At 69.1% G+C, this 15,516-nt stretch carries 11 protein-coding genes; 9 read left to right on the top strand and 2 right to left on the bottom strand.

Annotated features, from left to right (window positions below):
* The first annotated feature begins 181 nt into the window (after window positions 1–181).
* From pbN1_RS08535 to fdhF, 9 genes are all read left to right on the top strand, one after another.
* Window positions 182–1,762, top strand: coding sequence for a 3,4-dehydroadipyl-CoA semialdehyde dehydrogenase (locus pbN1_RS08535; RefSeq protein WP_169200928.1), 1,581 nt, complete (start codon window positions 182–184; stop codon window positions 1,760–1,762).
* Window positions 1,763–1,815: 53 nt separating this feature from the next.
* Complete coding sequence (locus pbN1_RS08530; RefSeq protein ID WP_169200929.1) at window positions 1,816–2,289, top strand: 4-hydroxylaminobenzoate lyase; 474 nt, start codon at window positions 1,816–1,818, stop codon at window positions 2,287–2,289.
* Window positions 2,290–2,437: 148 nt separating this feature from the next.
* A complete protein-coding gene (locus tag pbN1_RS08525) occupies window positions 2,438–4,042 on the top strand; it encodes a benzoate-CoA ligase family protein (protein WP_169200930.1) in 1,605 nt (534 codons plus the stop codon).
* 74 nt (window positions 4,043–4,116) lie between these two features.
* Window positions 4,117–5,304: an ABC transporter substrate-binding protein gene (locus pbN1_RS08520; protein WP_169200931.1), complete on the top strand. Its 1,188-nt coding sequence runs from the start codon at window positions 4,117–4,119 to the stop codon at window positions 5,302–5,304.
* 145 nt (window positions 5,305–5,449) lie between these two features.
* Entirely contained in the window at window positions 5,450–6,223 is a 774-nt protein-coding gene (locus pbN1_RS08515; protein WP_169200932.1) for an alpha/beta fold hydrolase, read from the top strand.
* Between the two features lie 2 nt (window positions 6,224–6,225).
* Window positions 6,226–6,642, top strand: coding sequence for a benzoyl-CoA thioesterase (locus tag pbN1_RS08510; protein WP_169200933.1), 417 nt, complete (start codon window positions 6,226–6,228; stop codon window positions 6,640–6,642).
* A gap of 96 nt (window positions 6,643–6,738) precedes the next feature.
* Window positions 6,739–6,903: a rubredoxin gene (locus pbN1_RS08505; protein WP_169204051.1), complete on the top strand. Its 165-nt coding sequence runs from the start codon at window positions 6,739–6,741 to the stop codon at window positions 6,901–6,903.
* A gap of 60 nt (window positions 6,904–6,963) precedes the next feature.
* Window positions 6,964–8,709 carry an NADH-ubiquinone oxidoreductase-F iron-sulfur binding region domain-containing protein gene (locus pbN1_RS08500; protein WP_169204056.1) on the top strand — a complete coding sequence of 582 codons (1,746 nt, stop codon included), beginning with the start codon at window positions 6,964–6,966 and terminating at the stop codon, window positions 8,707–8,709.
* Window positions 8,706–11,546 carry a formate dehydrogenase subunit alpha gene (gene fdhF / locus pbN1_RS08495; protein WP_169204052.1) on the top strand — a complete coding sequence of 947 codons (2,841 nt, stop codon included), beginning with the start codon at window positions 8,706–8,708 and terminating at the stop codon, window positions 11,544–11,546. The genes pbN1_RS08500 and fdhF overlap by 4 nt, the downstream gene beginning before the upstream one ends.
* A gap of 54 nt (window positions 11,547–11,600) precedes the next feature.
* Here fdhF and xdp1 read toward each other — a convergent pair whose 3' ends face one another.
* A complete protein-coding gene (gene xdp1 / locus pbN1_RS08490; protein ID WP_169204053.1) occupies window positions 11,601–12,437 on the bottom strand; it encodes an exosortase-dependent surface protein XDP1 in 837 nt (278 codons plus the stop codon).
* Between the two features lie 153 nt (window positions 12,438–12,590).
* Entirely contained in the window at window positions 12,591–15,410 is a 2,820-nt protein-coding gene (prsT, locus tag pbN1_RS08485; protein ID WP_169204054.1) for an XrtA/PEP-CTERM system TPR-repeat protein PrsT, read from the bottom strand.
* Window positions 15,411–15,516 lie beyond the last annotated feature (106 nt).

Genomic DNA, 15,516 nt, shown 5'->3' with positions numbered 1-15,516 from the left:
GACGATAAAAAGTGCAGTATGAAGTGAGCTATCGAGCAAAATGATGCAGTAAAGTTCTTGACGGAAGATAAGGCGCGTGTATTCTATTTCCACGAGTTGCGCCCGGCGCGCGACCACCCAACCGGTCATCGACCCTTGAGCGTCCGGGTGCGATGCAGAAACAAGAGGACGAGGAGACAACGTGAAACTGGCTAATTACGTATACGGGCAATGGCTCGAAGGGGCCGGCGACGGCATCGCGCTGCAGGACCCGGTGACCGGCGAAGAACTGGTGCGGGTCTCATCCGAAGGTATCGATACCGCGCGTGCGCTGGAATTCGCCCGGAACACCGGCGGACCTGCGTTGCGGGCGCTCGGCTACGAAGGCCGCGCGGCGCTGCTCGGCGCGATCGTCGAAGTCCTGAGCGCGAAACGTGCAGAATATTTCGACATTGCGCTGCGCAACTCCGGCTCGACGGAAGCGGACGCCGCGTTCGACGTCGATGGCGCGATCTTCACGCTGAAAAGCTACGCGCGCGCCGGCAAGGCGCTCGGTCCCGCCCGCCATCTGAAGGAAGGCGCGCGCGTCGCGCTGGCGAAGACCGACGCGTTCCAGGGCCAGCATTTCCTGATGCCGCTCTCCGGCGTCGCGGTGTTCATCAACGCGTTCAACTTCCCCGCGTGGGGCCTGTGGGAAAAAGCCGCCCCGGCGCTGCTCGCCGGCGTGCCGGTGCTCGTCAAGCCGGCGACGCCGACCGCGTGGCTGACGCAGCGCATGGTCGAGGACGTCGTGCGCGCCGGCATCCTGCCCGCGGGCGCGCTGTCGATCGTGTGCGGCTCGGCGCGCGACCTGCTCGACCACGTCGGCGAATGCGACGTGGTTTCCTTCACCGGCTCGGCCGACACCGCGGCGCGCATGCGCACGCATCCGAACATCGTCGCCCGCTCGGTGCGCCTCAACATCGAAGCCGACAGCATCAATTCCGCGATCCTGGGGCCCGATGCGCAGCCCGGAACGCCCGAGTTCGATCTCGCGGTGAAGGAGATCGTGCGCGAGATGACGATCAAGACCGGGCAGAAATGCACCGCGATCCGCCGCGTCCTCGTGCCCACGGCGGCAAGCCGGCCGCTCGCCGACGCGGTCGCCGCGAAGCTCGCCTCGTACCGCGTCGGCAATCCGAAGAGCGAAGGCGTGCGCGTCGGGCCGCTCGTCAGCCGCGCGCAGCAGGCCGCGGCGCTCGAAGGACTGGCGAAGCTGCGCGAGGAATGCGAGACGGTGTTCGGTGGCGGCGGCGCGGATTTCGCGCCGGTCGATGCCGATCCGGCAGTCTCGGCGTTCGTGCAGCCAACGCTGCTGTACTGCGACAAGGGACTCGACGCCCGCTACGTCCATGACGTCGAAGTGTTCGGGCCGGTCGCGACGATCGTGCCGTACGCCGACACGGCAGAGGCGATCGCACTTGCGCGCCGTGGCCGCGGCTCGCTCGTCGCGTCGGTGTATTCGGGCGACGCGGCGTTCCTCGCCGAGCTCGTCCCCGGCATCGCCGACCTGCATGGGCGCGTGATGGTCGTCGATGCGGCGGTTGGCGCGAACCACACCGGCCACGGCAACGTCATGCCGAGTTGCCTGCATGGCGGGCCGGGGCGCGCCGGTGGCGGCGAGGAGCTCGGCGGCCTGCGTGCGCTGGCGACGTACCACCGCCGCTGTGTCGTCCAGGGCGGCCCGGCGCTGCTCGAAGCGCTGTCGCGCGACGCGGCCGACGCCGCGCTGCTCGGCAGCTGAAACCAGCTATAAATAATAAATTGCACCTCCAATCCCGACAGGAGATACCGACGATGACAGCCGAAAACTTCCGGGCGCTGATCGCGAACGTGACCGCACAGATCCAGGACCGGCCGCTCGACAAGCAACTCGAAGCATTCCTCAACGAACGCTTTCCGCCCGGCGGTGCGGAGTTCGAGGCGATTGCCGCCGCCTGCCGCGACGCCGTCGCCGCCGGCTGGATGTGCGAGCGCGAGCACGGCGGCATCAAGTTCGGCCGTGTCGTCAAGCCGTGCCCGGAGATCCACGACTTCAGCGTCGACGTCGTCGAGATGTCGGACGTCGTCGGGCCGCAGCACGCGCACCCGAACGGCGAGATCGACATGATCATGCCGCTCCAAGGCGACGCGAAGTTCGACGGCCACGGCGTCGGCTGGTTCGTCTATGGCCCCGGCAGCGTGCATCGCCCGACCGTCAGCGGTGGCCGCGCGTATGTGCTGTACCTGCTGCCGCAGGGCGCGATCGAGTTCACCCGCGCGGCGGCCTGAACCCGCGCGACCGATCGGCAACCGCACCGCATCCACGCCCGCCGGGATCGCTTCCGGCGAGGGCTTCAAACCAGGGAAAGCACCGGCGCCAGGACTGGTAACGGACGACACGACCCGGCACGAGCCGGGCAAACGGAGGAAAGACAGAATGCACACGCTCAGTGCGGCGCAGCCCGGCGCGGGTTCGCCGAAAGTCACCCTGCCCCGCGACTACAACGCGGCTGACGACCTGATCGGACGCAACCTGGCCGCCGGTCGCGGCAGCAAGGTCGCGTTCATCGACGACAGCGGCAGCTATACCTATGATGAACTCGCGGCGCGCGTGAACCGCTTCGCCAACACGCTCGGCGCGCTCGGCATCATGCGCGAGCAGCGCATCCTCGTGTGCGTCCATGACACGATCGATTTCCCGACGGTGTTCCTCGGCGCGATCAAGGCCGGCGTCGTGCCGGTCGCGGTCAACACGTTGCTGACCGCATCCGACTACGAATACATGCTCGGCGACAGCCGCGCGCGCATCGCCGTCGTGTCCGCGCCGCTCGCCGAGACGTTCGTGCCGCTGCTCGACCGCGTGCCGACACTCGAGCGCCTCGTCATCGCCGGCGTCGACCCTGCGCAGCAGCGCGACGACTCGCTCGCCGCGCTGATGGATGGCGCCTCCGACCAGTTCCGCACCGCGCCCACGACCTGCGACGAGCCGTGCTTCTGGCTCTACTCGTCCGGCTCGACCGGCGCGCCGAAAGGCACCGTGCATGTGCATTCGAGCCTGATCCAGACTTTCGAGCTGTACGCGAAGCCGATCCTCGGCATCCGCGAGGACGACGTCGTGTTCTCGGCGGCGAAGCTGTTCTTCGCCTACGGTCTCGGCAACGGCCTGACTTTCCCGCTCGCGGCCGGCGCCACCGCGGTGCTGATGGGTGAGCGGCCAACGCCCGAGGCAGCTTTCAGGCGCCTGCGTGAGCACCGCCCGACGATCTTCTACGGTGTACCGACGCTGTACGCGTCGATGCTCGCGAGCCCGGACTGCCCGAAAGGGGGCGAGCTTGCGATCCGCGTCTGCACCTCGGCCGGCGAAGCGCTGCCCGAAGATATCGGCCGGCGCTGGACCGAGCGCTTTGGCGTCGAGATCCTCGACGGCATCGGCTCGACCGAGATGCTGCACATTTTCCTGTCGAACCGCCCGGGTGAAGTCCGCTATGGCACGACCGGCAAGGCCGTGCCGGGCTACGAGCTGCGCCTCGTCGACGACGCCGGCTTTGTCATCGAGGGCGCGAACGAACCCGGCGAACTGCAGATCGCCGGGCCGACCAGCGCCGCGATGTACTGGAACAACCGCGCGAAGAGCCGCGACACGTTCCAGGGACCGTGGACGAGGAGCGGCGACAAGTACTCGCGCAACGCCGATGGCTACTACATCTACGCCGGACGCAACGACGATATGCTCAAGGTGAGCGGCATCTACGTGTCGCCGATCGAGGTCGAGTCGTGCCTGATCGAGCACGAGGCGGTACTCGAAGCGGCGGTCGTCGGGCACGAGGACGACGACCAGCTGATCAAGCCGAAGGCCTTCATCGTCCTCAAGCCGGGCGTGCGCGGCACGCCGGCGCTCGCCGAATCGATCAAGCAGCACGTCAAGGCGCATCTGGCGCCCTACAAGTATCCGCGCTGGATGGAGTTCGTCGACGAGCTGCCGAAAACCGCCACCGGCAAGATCCAGCGCTTCAAGCTGCGCGCGCAGGGCGCGGGGCGTTGATGGCGCGTCGACCGGGTCGTAAAGGATAATGGGACCGCATAGTCCCATTATCCCGATGACAGGAGGAACGATCAGTGAAGCATTCGCAACGACAGTGGCGCGGCCTTGCCGGCGCAGTCGCCGCAGCCAGCCTGGCCGCCGTGGCATTGCTGCCGGCGCTCGCGCAGGGCGCCGACAAGGTGAAGGTTGGACTGCTGCTGCCGTACACCGGCACGTACGCGGCGCTCGGCAACGCCATCGCGAACGGCTTCAGGCAGCATGTGGCCGAGCATGACGGCAAGCTCGGCGGGCGCGAGGTCGAGTACTTCCTCGCCGACGACAAGTCGGACCCGGCGACGGCGACGGAGAACGCGAGCAAGCTGATCAAGCGCGACGGCGTCGATGTGCTCGTCGGCACGGCGCATTCGGGCGCCGCGCTGGCGATGGCGAAAGTCGCCCGCGACACGAAGACGCTGCTGATCATCCCGACCGCCGGCAGCGACGAGCTGACCGGGTCGCTGTGCGCGCCGACCGTGTTCCGCACCTCGATGTCGACGTGGCAGCCGGCGTATGCGATGGGCAAGCTCGCTGCCGAGCGCGGCCACCGGAACGTGGTCACGGTGTCGTGGAAGTATTCCTTCGGCGAGCAGTCGGCCGCCGGCTTCAAGGAAGCGTTCGAGCAGGCCGGCGGCAAGGTCGCGAAGGAGCTCTTCGTGCCGTTCCCGAGCGTCGACTTCCAGCACCTGCTCGACGAGGTCGCGTCGTTGCGCCCCGATGCGGTGTTCGCGTCCTTCGTCGGCAGCGGCGCGGCGAAGTTCGTCAAGGACTACGACGCAGCCGGGCTGAAGGCGAAGATTCCGCTGTACGGCACGGGCTACCTCACCGAGGGCACGCTCGAGGCGATGAACGGTGCCGGCGAAGGCGTGCTGACGACGCTGCACTATGCCGACGACCTGCCGAACGCGAAGGATAAGAGCTTCCGTACGGCGTATGCCGCGGCGTACAGCACACAGCCGGACGTCTATGCGGTGCACGGCTATGACGCGGCGCAGCTGCTGCGCGCGGGCCTCGAGGCGGTCAAGGGCGGCAAGCTCGACCAAGCGGCGATGATCACCGCGATGGAGTCGGCGAAGATCGACAGCCCGCGTGGCGCGTTCACGATGTCGAAGGCGCACAACCCGGTGCAGGACATCTACCTGCGCAAGGTCGAAGGCCGCGAGAACAAGCTCGTCGGCGTCGCCCAGAAGGCGCTCGCCGATCCCGCGCGCGGCTGCTCCATGTAAGAAGCGCCGCCCGTTTTTTCATCCCCGCCGGTCCGCATGTTCCGGGTGTCCGACGCGGCCCCGGGCGGGGTGGCCCGACGCATGTCGCGTGCTGCCCGGCGCGGCAGGCAATAATCACAGGTTCAGGAAACATCGGGAGTTTGAAGTGAAACAGGTACAAGTCGGCGATACGCGCCTCGAGTATGTCCGCCTGCCGTCGGCGCATCCGCGCGAGGGCGCCCCGGCGATCGTGTTCCTGCACGAAGGCCTCGGTTCGGTCGCGATGTGGCGCGACTTCCCGCAGAAAGTCGCGGACGCGACCGGCTGCGAAGCGGTCGTCTATTCGCGCGCTGGCTACGGCCGCTCCGATCCGGCCCGGCTACCGCGCGACACGCGCTACATGCACGACGAAGGCCTCCACGTATTGCCGGCGCTGCTCGCCGCGCTGGGGCTCGAGCGGCCGATCCTGTTCGGCCATTCCGACGGTGCCTCGATCGCGCTGATCTGCGCCGGCGGCACCGCGACGCCTTTGACCGCCGTCATCGTCATGGCGCCGCACGTGATCGTCGAGGACATCTCGGTGTCGAGCATCGCGCAGGCGAAAGTCGCGTGGCACACCACCGACCTGCGCACGCGCTTGGCCAAGCACCACGCCGATGTCGAGGCAGCCTTCTGGGGCTGGAACGACATCTGGCTGCACCCGGATTTTCGCGCGTGGAACATCGAGGAATATGTCCCGCGCATCCTCTGCCCGGTGTTCGCGATCCAGGGCGAGGACGACGAATACGGCACGATGGCGCAGATTGAGCGCATCGCCGCGCAGGCGCCCGACGTGGAACTCGTCAAGCTCGCCGATTGCCGCCATTCACCGCACAAGGACCAGCCGGCCGCCGTGATCGACGCGGTCGGCGAATTCGTTTCCCGCATCCTCGAGGACTGAACATGGAATTTGTATGCAAGAAATCCATCCGCTTCCACCACTGCGACCCGGCCGGAATCGTCTTCTATCCGCAGTGCCTGGTGCTGTGCAACGAAGTCATCGAGGACTGGTTCGATGAAGGCATCGGCGTCGACTTCTACAAGCTCCATGCCGACATCCGGCGCGGCGTGCCGATGCGCCACCTCGAAGTCGATTTCATCGCGCCGAGCATGCACGGCGACGACCTGACATTCACGCTGGTCGTGAACCGCATCGGCAACACGTCGATGGACATCACGACGACCGCCGCGATGGGCGACGAAGTGCGCTTCCGCGCCAAGCAGACCGTCGTCTGGGCCGACCTCGGCGGTGCGCCGCGCGCGACGCCGATCGAAGGCGAATGGCGCGAGCGCTTCAGCCGCTTCCTCGCGTCGTCCTGAGCCCGAACGCAAAGCAGACAAATCAGCAACACCAGAAACAGACCCGCCCCCGCCCCCGCCCCCGCCCCTGGAACGACAGAGACAAGGACCGACATCATGGCCACGTATCAATGCACCGCGTGCTATTTCCCGTACAACGAAGCCGACGGCCTGCCCGACGAGGGCATTGCGCCCGGCACGAAGTGGGAAGACGTGCCCGCCGACTGGGTGTGCCCGGACTGCGGCACGCCGAAGGACAACTTTACCGTCGTCGAGGATTGAAAGCCCGGGACGGTTTCACACGAATGAAGGACCGGATGAGGCGCAATCGTGAGCACGAGCATGATCGATGAGAAGCAGCGCAGCGCGGGCGCACGCCCGGGCAAGGGATCCCGCGAACGATCGGCGGACCGGCCGCGACGGCGCGAGCCGCTGCCGCCGTCGGCACGGCTCGCCGCATCGGCCGCGCTCGCCGGCGAGACGCCTCGCGCCGACCGCCTGATCGAATACCTGCATCGCCTGCAGGACGAGCATGGCGCGCTGTTCGCCGACCATCTCGCCGCGCTCGCCGAGGCGCTGCAGCTCGCACGCGCCGAAGTCTATGAAGTCGCGAGCTTCTATCACCATTTCGACATCGTCCGCGCCGGCGAAGCCGCGCCGCCGGCGCTGACGGTGCGCGTGTGCGAGTCGCTCGGCTGTGCGATGGCGGGGGGCGTCGAACTTGCCGCGTCGCTCGCGACCCGGCTCGGCGCCGACGTGCGCGTGCAGCGTGTGCCCTGTGTCGGGCGCTGCGACTCGGCGCCGGTCGCGGTCGTCGGGCAGAAGCCGGTGCTGCACGCCGATGCCGACAGCGTCGCCGCGGCGGTTGCGGGCGGCGAGCGCGACGAGCCGCTGCCCGACGCGATCCGTTTCGACGCGTACCGCGCGGCCGGCGGCTACCGGCTGTGGCAGGCCGTGCGCAGCGGTGAAATCGCAGGTGATACGGTGATCGCCGCACTCGACGCCGCCGGCCTGCGCGGCCTCGGCGGCGCGGGCTTCCCGGCCGCGCGCAAGTGGCGCACGGTGGCTGCGCAGCCCGCGCCGCGGCTCATGGCGGTGAATATCGACGAAGGCGAGCCGGGCACGTTCAAGGACCGCCATTACCTCGAGACCGATCCGCACCGCTTCATCGAAGGCATGCTGATCGCCGCGCACGTCGTCGGCATCGACGGCATCTGGATCTACATCCGCGACGAATACCCGGCGCTGCGCCGGTTGCTCGCCGGGGAGCTCGACCGCGTGCGCGCCGCGTGGCCCGATCTGTCGCCGATCGAGCTGCGCCGCGGCGCCGGCGCGTATGTCTGCGGCGAAGAGTCGGCGATGATCGAGTCGATCGAAGGCAAGCGCGGCATGCCGCGGCTGCGCCCGCCGTACGTTGCCGAAGTGGGCCTGTTCGGTCGCCCGACGCTCGAACACAACCTCGAGACCCTGTGGTGGGTGCGCGATATCGTCGCACCCGCGCTTGCGGGCGGACCCGACCCGTTCGCGAGCCGTGGCCGCAACGGTCGCAAGGGGCTGCGCAGCTTCTCCGTCAGCGGCCGCGTTTTGAGGCCCGGCGTTGTCGTCACCGACGCCGGCATCACGCTGCGCGAACTCGTCGATGAACACTGCGGCGGCATGCTGCCGGGCCACGAGCTGTACGGCTATTTCCCCGGCGGCGCATCCGGCGGCATGCTGCCGGCGCGCCTCGCCGACGTGCCGCTCGACTTCGACACCCTTGGCGCTTACGGCTGCTTCATCGGCTCGGCGGCGATCGTCGTGTTCTCGCAGTTCGATCGCGCGCGCGTGCTCGCCGAAAACGCGATGGAATTCTTCGCGCACGAATCCTGCGGCCAATGCACGCCGTGCCGCGTCGGCACCGCGAAAGCGGCCGAACTGATGAAACAGCCGGCGTGGGACGCCGCGCTGCTGACCGAACTCGGAACGACGATGATGGACGCTTCGATCTGCGGCCTCGGCCAGGCTGCGCCGAACCCGATGCAATCCGTGCTGCGCTTTTTCCCGCACGAAGTCGGCGTCGCCGGCGAGAACAAGGAGGGCGCGGCATGAACGCTCCGACGAACCCGGTCCGCTTCGAACTCGACGGCCGCGAAATCGATGCGCAACCCGGCGAGACGATCCTGCTCGCAGCGCGCCGTGCCGGCGTCGATATCCCGCACCTGTGCTACACGGACGGCATGCGCGCTGACGGCAACTGCCGCGCGTGCGTCGTCGAGATCGACGGCGAGCGCGTGCTCGCGCCGTCCTGTTGCCGCGCCCCCAAGCCGGGCATGAAAGTCAGCGCGCAAAGCGACCGCGCCCGCGCGTCGCAGCGCATCGTGCTCGAACTGCTGCGCGCCGATGTGCCCGCCGCGGCCGAGAAACCCGACTCCGAGCTCGCGCACTGGTGCGACGAACTGGGCGTCGTCGGCTCGCGCTTCGCGCCGCGCGCGCAGCCGCTGCCCGATCGCAGCCACCCCGGCATCGCGGTCGACCTCGCCGCATGCATCCAGTGCACGCGTTGCGTGCGCGCGTGTCGCGAAGTGCAGGTCAATGACGTCATCGGCCTCGCCCGGCGCGGCGCGGCTACTGCGATCGTGTTCGACTTCGACGATCCGATGGGCACGTCCTCGTGCGTGGGCTGCGGCGAATGCGTGCAGGCCTGCCCGACCGGCGCGCTGCTGCCGGCGGCACTCGCGGATTTTCCGGGGCAGACCGCCGGCGAACCCGTCGCGGTGCACGGTGCCTTCGCCGGGAAGCCGGCGCCGGTCCCCGCGCCCGCCGAGCCGGCAGCGCTGGTTGGCGAGCCCGCGATGCGCGCGATCGATTCCCTGTGCCCGTACTGCGGCGTCGGCTGCCAGATGACCTACCACGTCGCCGGCGACGGCCCGGCCGCGAAGATCGTCCACGTCGAAGGCCGTGACGGTCCCGCGAACGCCGGGCGGCTGTGCGTGAAAGGACGCTACGGCTTCGGCTACCCGCGCCACGCGCACCGCCTGACCACGCCACTGATCCGCAGGCCCGGTATGCCGAAATCGGTCGATCTCGACCCGGCGGCCCCGCTCGCCGCGTTCCGCGAGGCGACGTGGGACGAGGCGCTCGACTTCGCTGCCACGGGTCTGGCGCGCATCAAGGCCGCCCACGGCCCGCACGCGCTCGCCGGCTTCGGCTCGGCGAAAGGCAGCAACGAGGAAGCGTATCTGTTCCAGAAGCTCGTGCGCACCGGCTTCGGCACGCACAACGTCGACCACTGCACGCGGCTGTGCCACGCATCCTCGGTCGCGGCGCTGCTCGAAGGCATCGGCTCGGGCGCGGTGTCGAACCCGGTGCGCGACGTCGAATTCGCCGACGTGATGATCGTCATCGGCGCGAACCCGGCGTCGAACCACCCGGTCGCGGCGTCGTTCATGAAGAACGCTGTCGAGCGGGGTGCGAAGCTCGTCCTGATGGACCCGCGCGAAACCCCGCTCGCGCGCCATGCGTACCGTTACCTGCAGTTCCGCCCCGATGCCGACGTGACGCTACTGTTGTCGCTCGCGTGCGTGATCATCGAGGAAGGGCTCACCGACGAGGCCTTCATCGCGGCGCGCACGACCGGCTTCGACGCGTTCCGCGCTGCGGCGCTCGCCTACCCGCCCGAGCGGGTCGAGGCGATCACCGGCATCGCCGCCGAGACCGTGCGCGAGGTCGCCCGCCTCTACGCGCGCGGCCCGAACAGCATGATCTTCTGGGGCATGGGCATCTCGCAGCATATCCACGGCACTGACAACTCGCGCTGCCTGATCGCGCTCGCGCTGATGACCGGCCAGATCGGCCGCCGCGGCACGGGACTCCATCCGCTGCGCGGCCAGAACAACGTGCAGGGCGCCTCCGACGCCGGCCTGATCCCGATGATGTTCCCGGACTACCAGCGCGTCGCCGACCCGGCGATCCGCGCGCAGTTCGAGGCGCTGTGGGAGACGCCCTTGTCCGACGTGCCGGGCCTCACCGTCGTCGAGATCATGGACGCCGCGCTCGAAGGCAGAATCCGCGGCATGTTCATCGAAGGCGAGAACCCGGCGATGTCCGACCCCGACCTCGCGCACGCGCGCGCCGCGCTCGCCGGGCTCGAGCACCTCGTCGTGCAGGATCTGTTCCTTACCGAGACGGCGATGCTCGCCGACGTGATCCTGCCGGCCTCGAGCCTGATGGAGAAGACCGGCAGCTTCACGAACACCGACCGCCTCGTGCAGCTGTCGCGCCCGGTGCTGCCGCTGCCCGGCGATGCGCGCCCCGACTGGTGGATCATCCAGCAGATCGCGCAGCGCCTCGGCCTCGCGTGGGACTACGCCGGCCCGGCGGAGATTTTCGACGAACTGCGCCGGGCGCTGCCGAGCTACGCCGGCATCACGTGGGCGGCGCTCGAAATCGAAGAGGCCATCGTCGCGCCGAAGTTCGCCGTGGACGAGCCGTCGCAGCCGGTGCTGTTCGAGGCCGATTTCCCGACTTCGAACGGCCGCGCGCGCTTTGTCGCGGTCGGGCCGCTGCCGGCGGCCGAACTGCCCGACGCCGATTACCCGATGGTGCTGACGACCGGGCGCGTGCTCGAACACTGGCACACCGGCTCGATGACGCGCCGCGCCGATGTCCTCGACGCGCTCGAACCGCTGCCGTGGTGCTCGGTGCATCCGGACGACCTCGCCGCGCAGGCGCTTGCGTCCGGCGCACGTGTCCGCCTCGAGACGCGGCGCGGCGCGATCGTGCTCGAAGCGCGCGCCGACGAGGCGGTGCAGCGCGGCTCGGTGTTCATGCCGTTCTGCTACGTCGAAGCGGCGGCGAACCTGCTGACGCAGCCGGCGCTCGACCCGTTCGGCAAGATTCCGGAGTTCAAGTACTGCGCGGTCAGGCTGCAGGCCGCGGCGGGATGACGTCGGCGAGACCACGGCGTGCCCGGTCCGGGCGCGCCGGCGCTGCGGTCCGGTTCAGGCGGTCCGGTTCAGGGGGCCAAAGTCCAGCGCCCCGGGGCGGCGCGAGCCCGTTAGCGCGATGAGCCCGAGCGCGAGCGCGGCGAGCGTCAGCGAACCGGGTTCGGGAACGCCGGCCGGTGGGGTCGGCACGGTCGAGCCCGACACCGCGGCGAGCTTCACGTAATCGTTGCCGACCGTCCAGGATTGCGCCGCACCGACCAGCGGATTGAAGGCACCAATCAGCCAGAACGACGATACGATGCCGGCGGCGTTGATGCTGACGGGGTCGGTGCTGCCGACGTTCGAATGATGGCCGATGAGACTCCAGCCGTTCGACGTCAGCGACTGGTATTTCAGGCCGGCGAGCGGCAGCGGGCTGGCGCTGCCGGTATAGGCGAGCACGCTGACGTCGGAGTCGGTGTTGAACCAGCCGAGCTTGAGCGTTTCGAGCTTCACCGCCTCCGTGAAGCTCAACAGGATGCTGTCGTAGCGCTGGTTGTTGTCGGTCGCGTGCTCCGGGTTATTGCCTTCATTCTGATCCTTGGAAGAAGCCGTGCCGGCGTCGGCGTTCCCGACGCCCAGTCCATTGCCGCTCCACCAGCCGAGGTAGGCCGACTGGATCGTCTGCTGGTCGGCGGGCACTGCTCCCGCTCCACCGTCCGCGCCGCCGGTGTTGGCCCACGCCGTCGCGGCGAGATCGACGCCACCGGTCGAATAGTTCCGCTGGGTGACCCAGGTGCTGGCGCTTCCGCCGTTCGACGACCCCAGGCTCCACACCATGCTTGCGTGCGCCGTCGCCGAAACCAGCGTACCGATGACCGCGCCGGCCGCGATGAATTGTTTGCAAGACATTTTTTCTCCCTGCGGGCGAATTGCCGATGATCGTGCAATTGTCAAGCAATAAACAGGCCAAAAATCATTTTGTTGCATTAAACAATGAGTTACATTTCACGCGGAAAAACGTTTGCGGTGCCGGTGTAAAGGCGGCCGACACGTTGCCCGTTGTCACAGCCCCAGTTCGCGCGCCAGTTCGCGCGCCGGTTCGGGCAGCGCCGCGCCACCCTGCGCGGCGACGGCGGCCTGCATCTCGCTGCGGGCCTCGTCGATGCGCCCGTTCGCCATCAGCGCGCGCGCGAGGTGGAAGCGGATTTCGGGATTGCCGGGTTGCCGCAGGCGGGCGTCCCGCAGGTAGCGCAGCCCCTCGTCGGTCTGTCCGCTCTCGGCCAGCACCCACCCCAGGGTGTCGATGACGGCCGGATTGTCGGGCGCCAGCGCGTGCGCCCGCCGCGCCGTCTCCACGGCGGCCGGATCCCGGAGCTTCAGCAGCACGTTGGCGAGATTGTTGAGCGCCGCCGCGTCCCCACTCGATTCGGCGGCAAGGCGCTCGAACTCCCGCCGCGCCGCCGGCAGGTCGCCCGCCAGCACGAACAATTCGGCGAGCGCCCGGCGCACCGCAACATCGGCGGCGTGATCCACGAGCCATTGCGCGAGAAGCGCGATCGCGCGGTCGACGCGCTTGTCTTCGAGCAATGCCCTGCCATGACGCAGCACCAGCGCCGGCGCCTGCTGGCGGGCGAGGGCCTGGCGGTAGAAATCCGCCGCGACGGCGAACTGCCGTTTGGCCATCGCGACGTCGCCGGCGAGACGAAACCCTTCGACCCTTTCGGGGTGGCGCGCGCGCAGGTGCCGCACGTGCCCGTCGGCCTTCGCCGGGTCGCCCTGTGCGATCGCGGCCTCGGCCGCAAGCACGAGCGCGGCGGGCTCGTCGGGATCGCCCGCGAGGATCTTCTCGCTGCTGTACGCGGCGTCGTCCGGGTTGTTCGCGGCCAGCTGCAGATAGCCGGCGCGTAGCTGGCCCGCCGGATCGAAGGCTGCGAGCCGGGATATCTCGCGGAAAGTCTGACGGGCCGCCTGCGTGTTGCCCGACCGCAGTTGCGCGCGTCCGAGCAGTTCCAGCGTTGCGGCATCGCCGTTGCGGTGGGCTGCGAGCGCCTTGGCGCATTCCAGTGCGGCCGCGACGTCGCCCGCCTCCTGCAGCATCTCGATCAATGCCTGCGCAATCTTCAGGTCGCTGGGCCGGATTGCGGAGGCTTTCTCGAGCCAGCGCACGGCCTCGTCGTGCCGGCCCGTCCGACGTTCGAGCAACCCCAGTTCGTACATCGCCACGGCATCGTTGCGGTTCGTCGCGAGCATCCCCTGGAGCACCTGCCGGGCCTCGGCGTGGTGCCCCTCGGCGATGTCGAGCCGGACGAGGTTGAGCCGCGCCGGGACGAAGCCGCCATCGAGGCGCAGTGCCGCCTGATAGGACTGCCGCGCGCCCGTCCGGTTGCCGCCCGCCGCCTGTACGACGCCGAGGAGATTGCGCGCCGCGACGTCCGCGGGAAGCGCTGCCGCGAGCGCGCCGGCCACCTTGAGCGCCTTCGCCGTCTCGCCACGGCCCAGGTGCAGACTGGCGAGGTAGGTGCCCAGTCCGAGATCGGCCGGGGCCGCGCCGAAGGCCTCCTCGAGGTTCTGCAGGCCGCGGCTCGCCTGGCCCAGGCCGATCTGCCCGAGGCCCAGCGAGGCCTGCAGCTGCAGCCGGGGATCTGCGGCGCCGCTCGCTGCGGCCCGTTCGAGATATTCGGTCGCCCGCAGGTAACGCTTCCTCGCCAGATAGGCCCTGCCCATCAGGTACAGCGCCTGCGCGTCGTCGGGCTGCAGCCGCAGCGCATTTTCGAGCAGGGAGATCGCGCGCGCCGGGTTGTTGGCGTCGATCTCGAGACTCGCCATCAGCTTGAGCGCGCCGGGATTGCGCGGATAGCGCTTGATCAGCGTATCGAGAAAGGTCCGCGCCTTCTGCACCTGTCCCTGCCCGTGATGCACCAGGGCGCCGACCATGAGGATCTGCTCCTGGCCGGTGATCCACTCGGCGGGCAGGGCGTCGATCGCGCTCGCGGCGGCGCTGAGGCCGTCGGCCATCGCCCGCCCGTCTCCCCGGCGTCCCGCCAGCAGCGCGCGCAGGTACGCGGCGCGGGGCTCCGCCGGGGCGTCGGTCGCGAGCTGCGCGAGATCGCGCGTGGCGTCGTCGTCGCTGCCGAGATCGACGAGAATAGCCGCCCGTGCGACGCGAGCGTCGATGAGGCCGGGCTGCAGTTCGAGCGCACGGCGGTAGCCGCGCAGCGCGCCATCAAGATCCCCGCCGGCGTGCGCGACCGACGCTTGCGCGTTCCACGCGCGGGGGTTCGCGGGCGCGAGCTCGACCGCCCGCGCGGCGGTTTCCCGGGCGCGTTTCTCGTCTCCGCTCGCGAGCAGTACCGGCACTTCGGCGAGCAGCGGCAGCGCCGAAGCAGGATCGATCTGCCGCGCCAGCGCGAAGCTCGCCTGCGCCTCGGCCGCCTTGCCGAGCTGCGCGTAGGCCGAACCCCGCAGCGCCAGCAGTTCCACCCGGACGGGGAGCGGCAGCCCCTCCTCGGCGGGCACGTCCCGGATCAGCTTCGCGGACTGGCCTTGTGCGAGGAAGATGCTGGCGAGCGGCACGGCAACTTCGGCGCGATCGACACCCAGCCGCAGGGCCTCGTTGAACGCGACTTCGGCCGGCCCGAGTTCGCCCGCACGTAAATGCACGCGAGCGAGCAGCAGCTGCGCCGCAAGGAGACTGCGATCCTGCTGCAGCGCGTTCTTGAGCTGGATGACCGCGCCCGGCAGGTCGTTGCGCTCGAATCTGAGCAGGCCATCCTCGTAGAAACGGCTGGCTGCGGCCGGGTCCGCGAGCACTGCGCCGGCAAAGACACCGCAGATCGTCGCCAGCAGGGCATGGCGCAAAAGACCGGATCGGAGCACGGGCATGGATGTGGACTTCCCGCAATGGACGAGCGGACAGCGTATCGGTCCGCGCCGCGCCGCACTGTGACTTCCTTGGCCTGGACGCGTGAAGTGGCCGCCTTTCCGGGTG

This window comes from Aromatoleum bremense (assembly GCF_017894365.1).
GTDB classification, from domain to species: domain Bacteria; phylum Pseudomonadota; class Gammaproteobacteria; order Burkholderiales; family Rhodocyclaceae; genus Aromatoleum; species Aromatoleum bremense.
This window is presented reverse-complemented; position numbering and strand designations above follow the sequence as displayed.

Coding starts and splice junctions, on each gene's coding strand:
- pbN1_RS08530 (WP_169200929.1), top strand. CDS start 1,816: ATGACAGCCGAAAACTTCCGGGCGCTGATCGCGAACGTGACCGCACAG.
- pbN1_RS08525 (WP_169200930.1), top strand. CDS start 2,438: ATGCACACGCTCAGTGCGGCGCAGCCCGGCGCGGGTTCGCCGAAAGTC.
- pbN1_RS08510 (WP_169200933.1), top strand. CDS start 6,226: ATGGAATTTGTATGCAAGAAATCCATCCGCTTCCACCACTGCGACCCG.
- pbN1_RS08505 (WP_169204051.1), top strand. CDS start 6,739: ATGGCCACGTATCAATGCACCGCGTGCTATTTCCCGTACAACGAAGCC.
- pbN1_RS08500 (WP_169204056.1), top strand. CDS start 6,964: ATGATCGATGAGAAGCAGCGCAGCGCGGGCGCACGCCCGGGCAAGGGA.
- fdhF (WP_169204052.1), top strand. CDS start 8,706: ATGAACGCTCCGACGAACCCGGTCCGCTTCGAACTCGACGGCCGCGAA.
- xdp1 (WP_169204053.1), bottom strand. CDS start 12,437: ATGTCTTGCAAACAATTCATCGCGGCCGGCGCGGTCATCGGTACGCTG.
- prsT (WP_169204054.1), bottom strand. CDS start 15,410: ATGCCCGTGCTCCGATCCGGTCTTTTGCGCCATGCCCTGCTGGCGACG.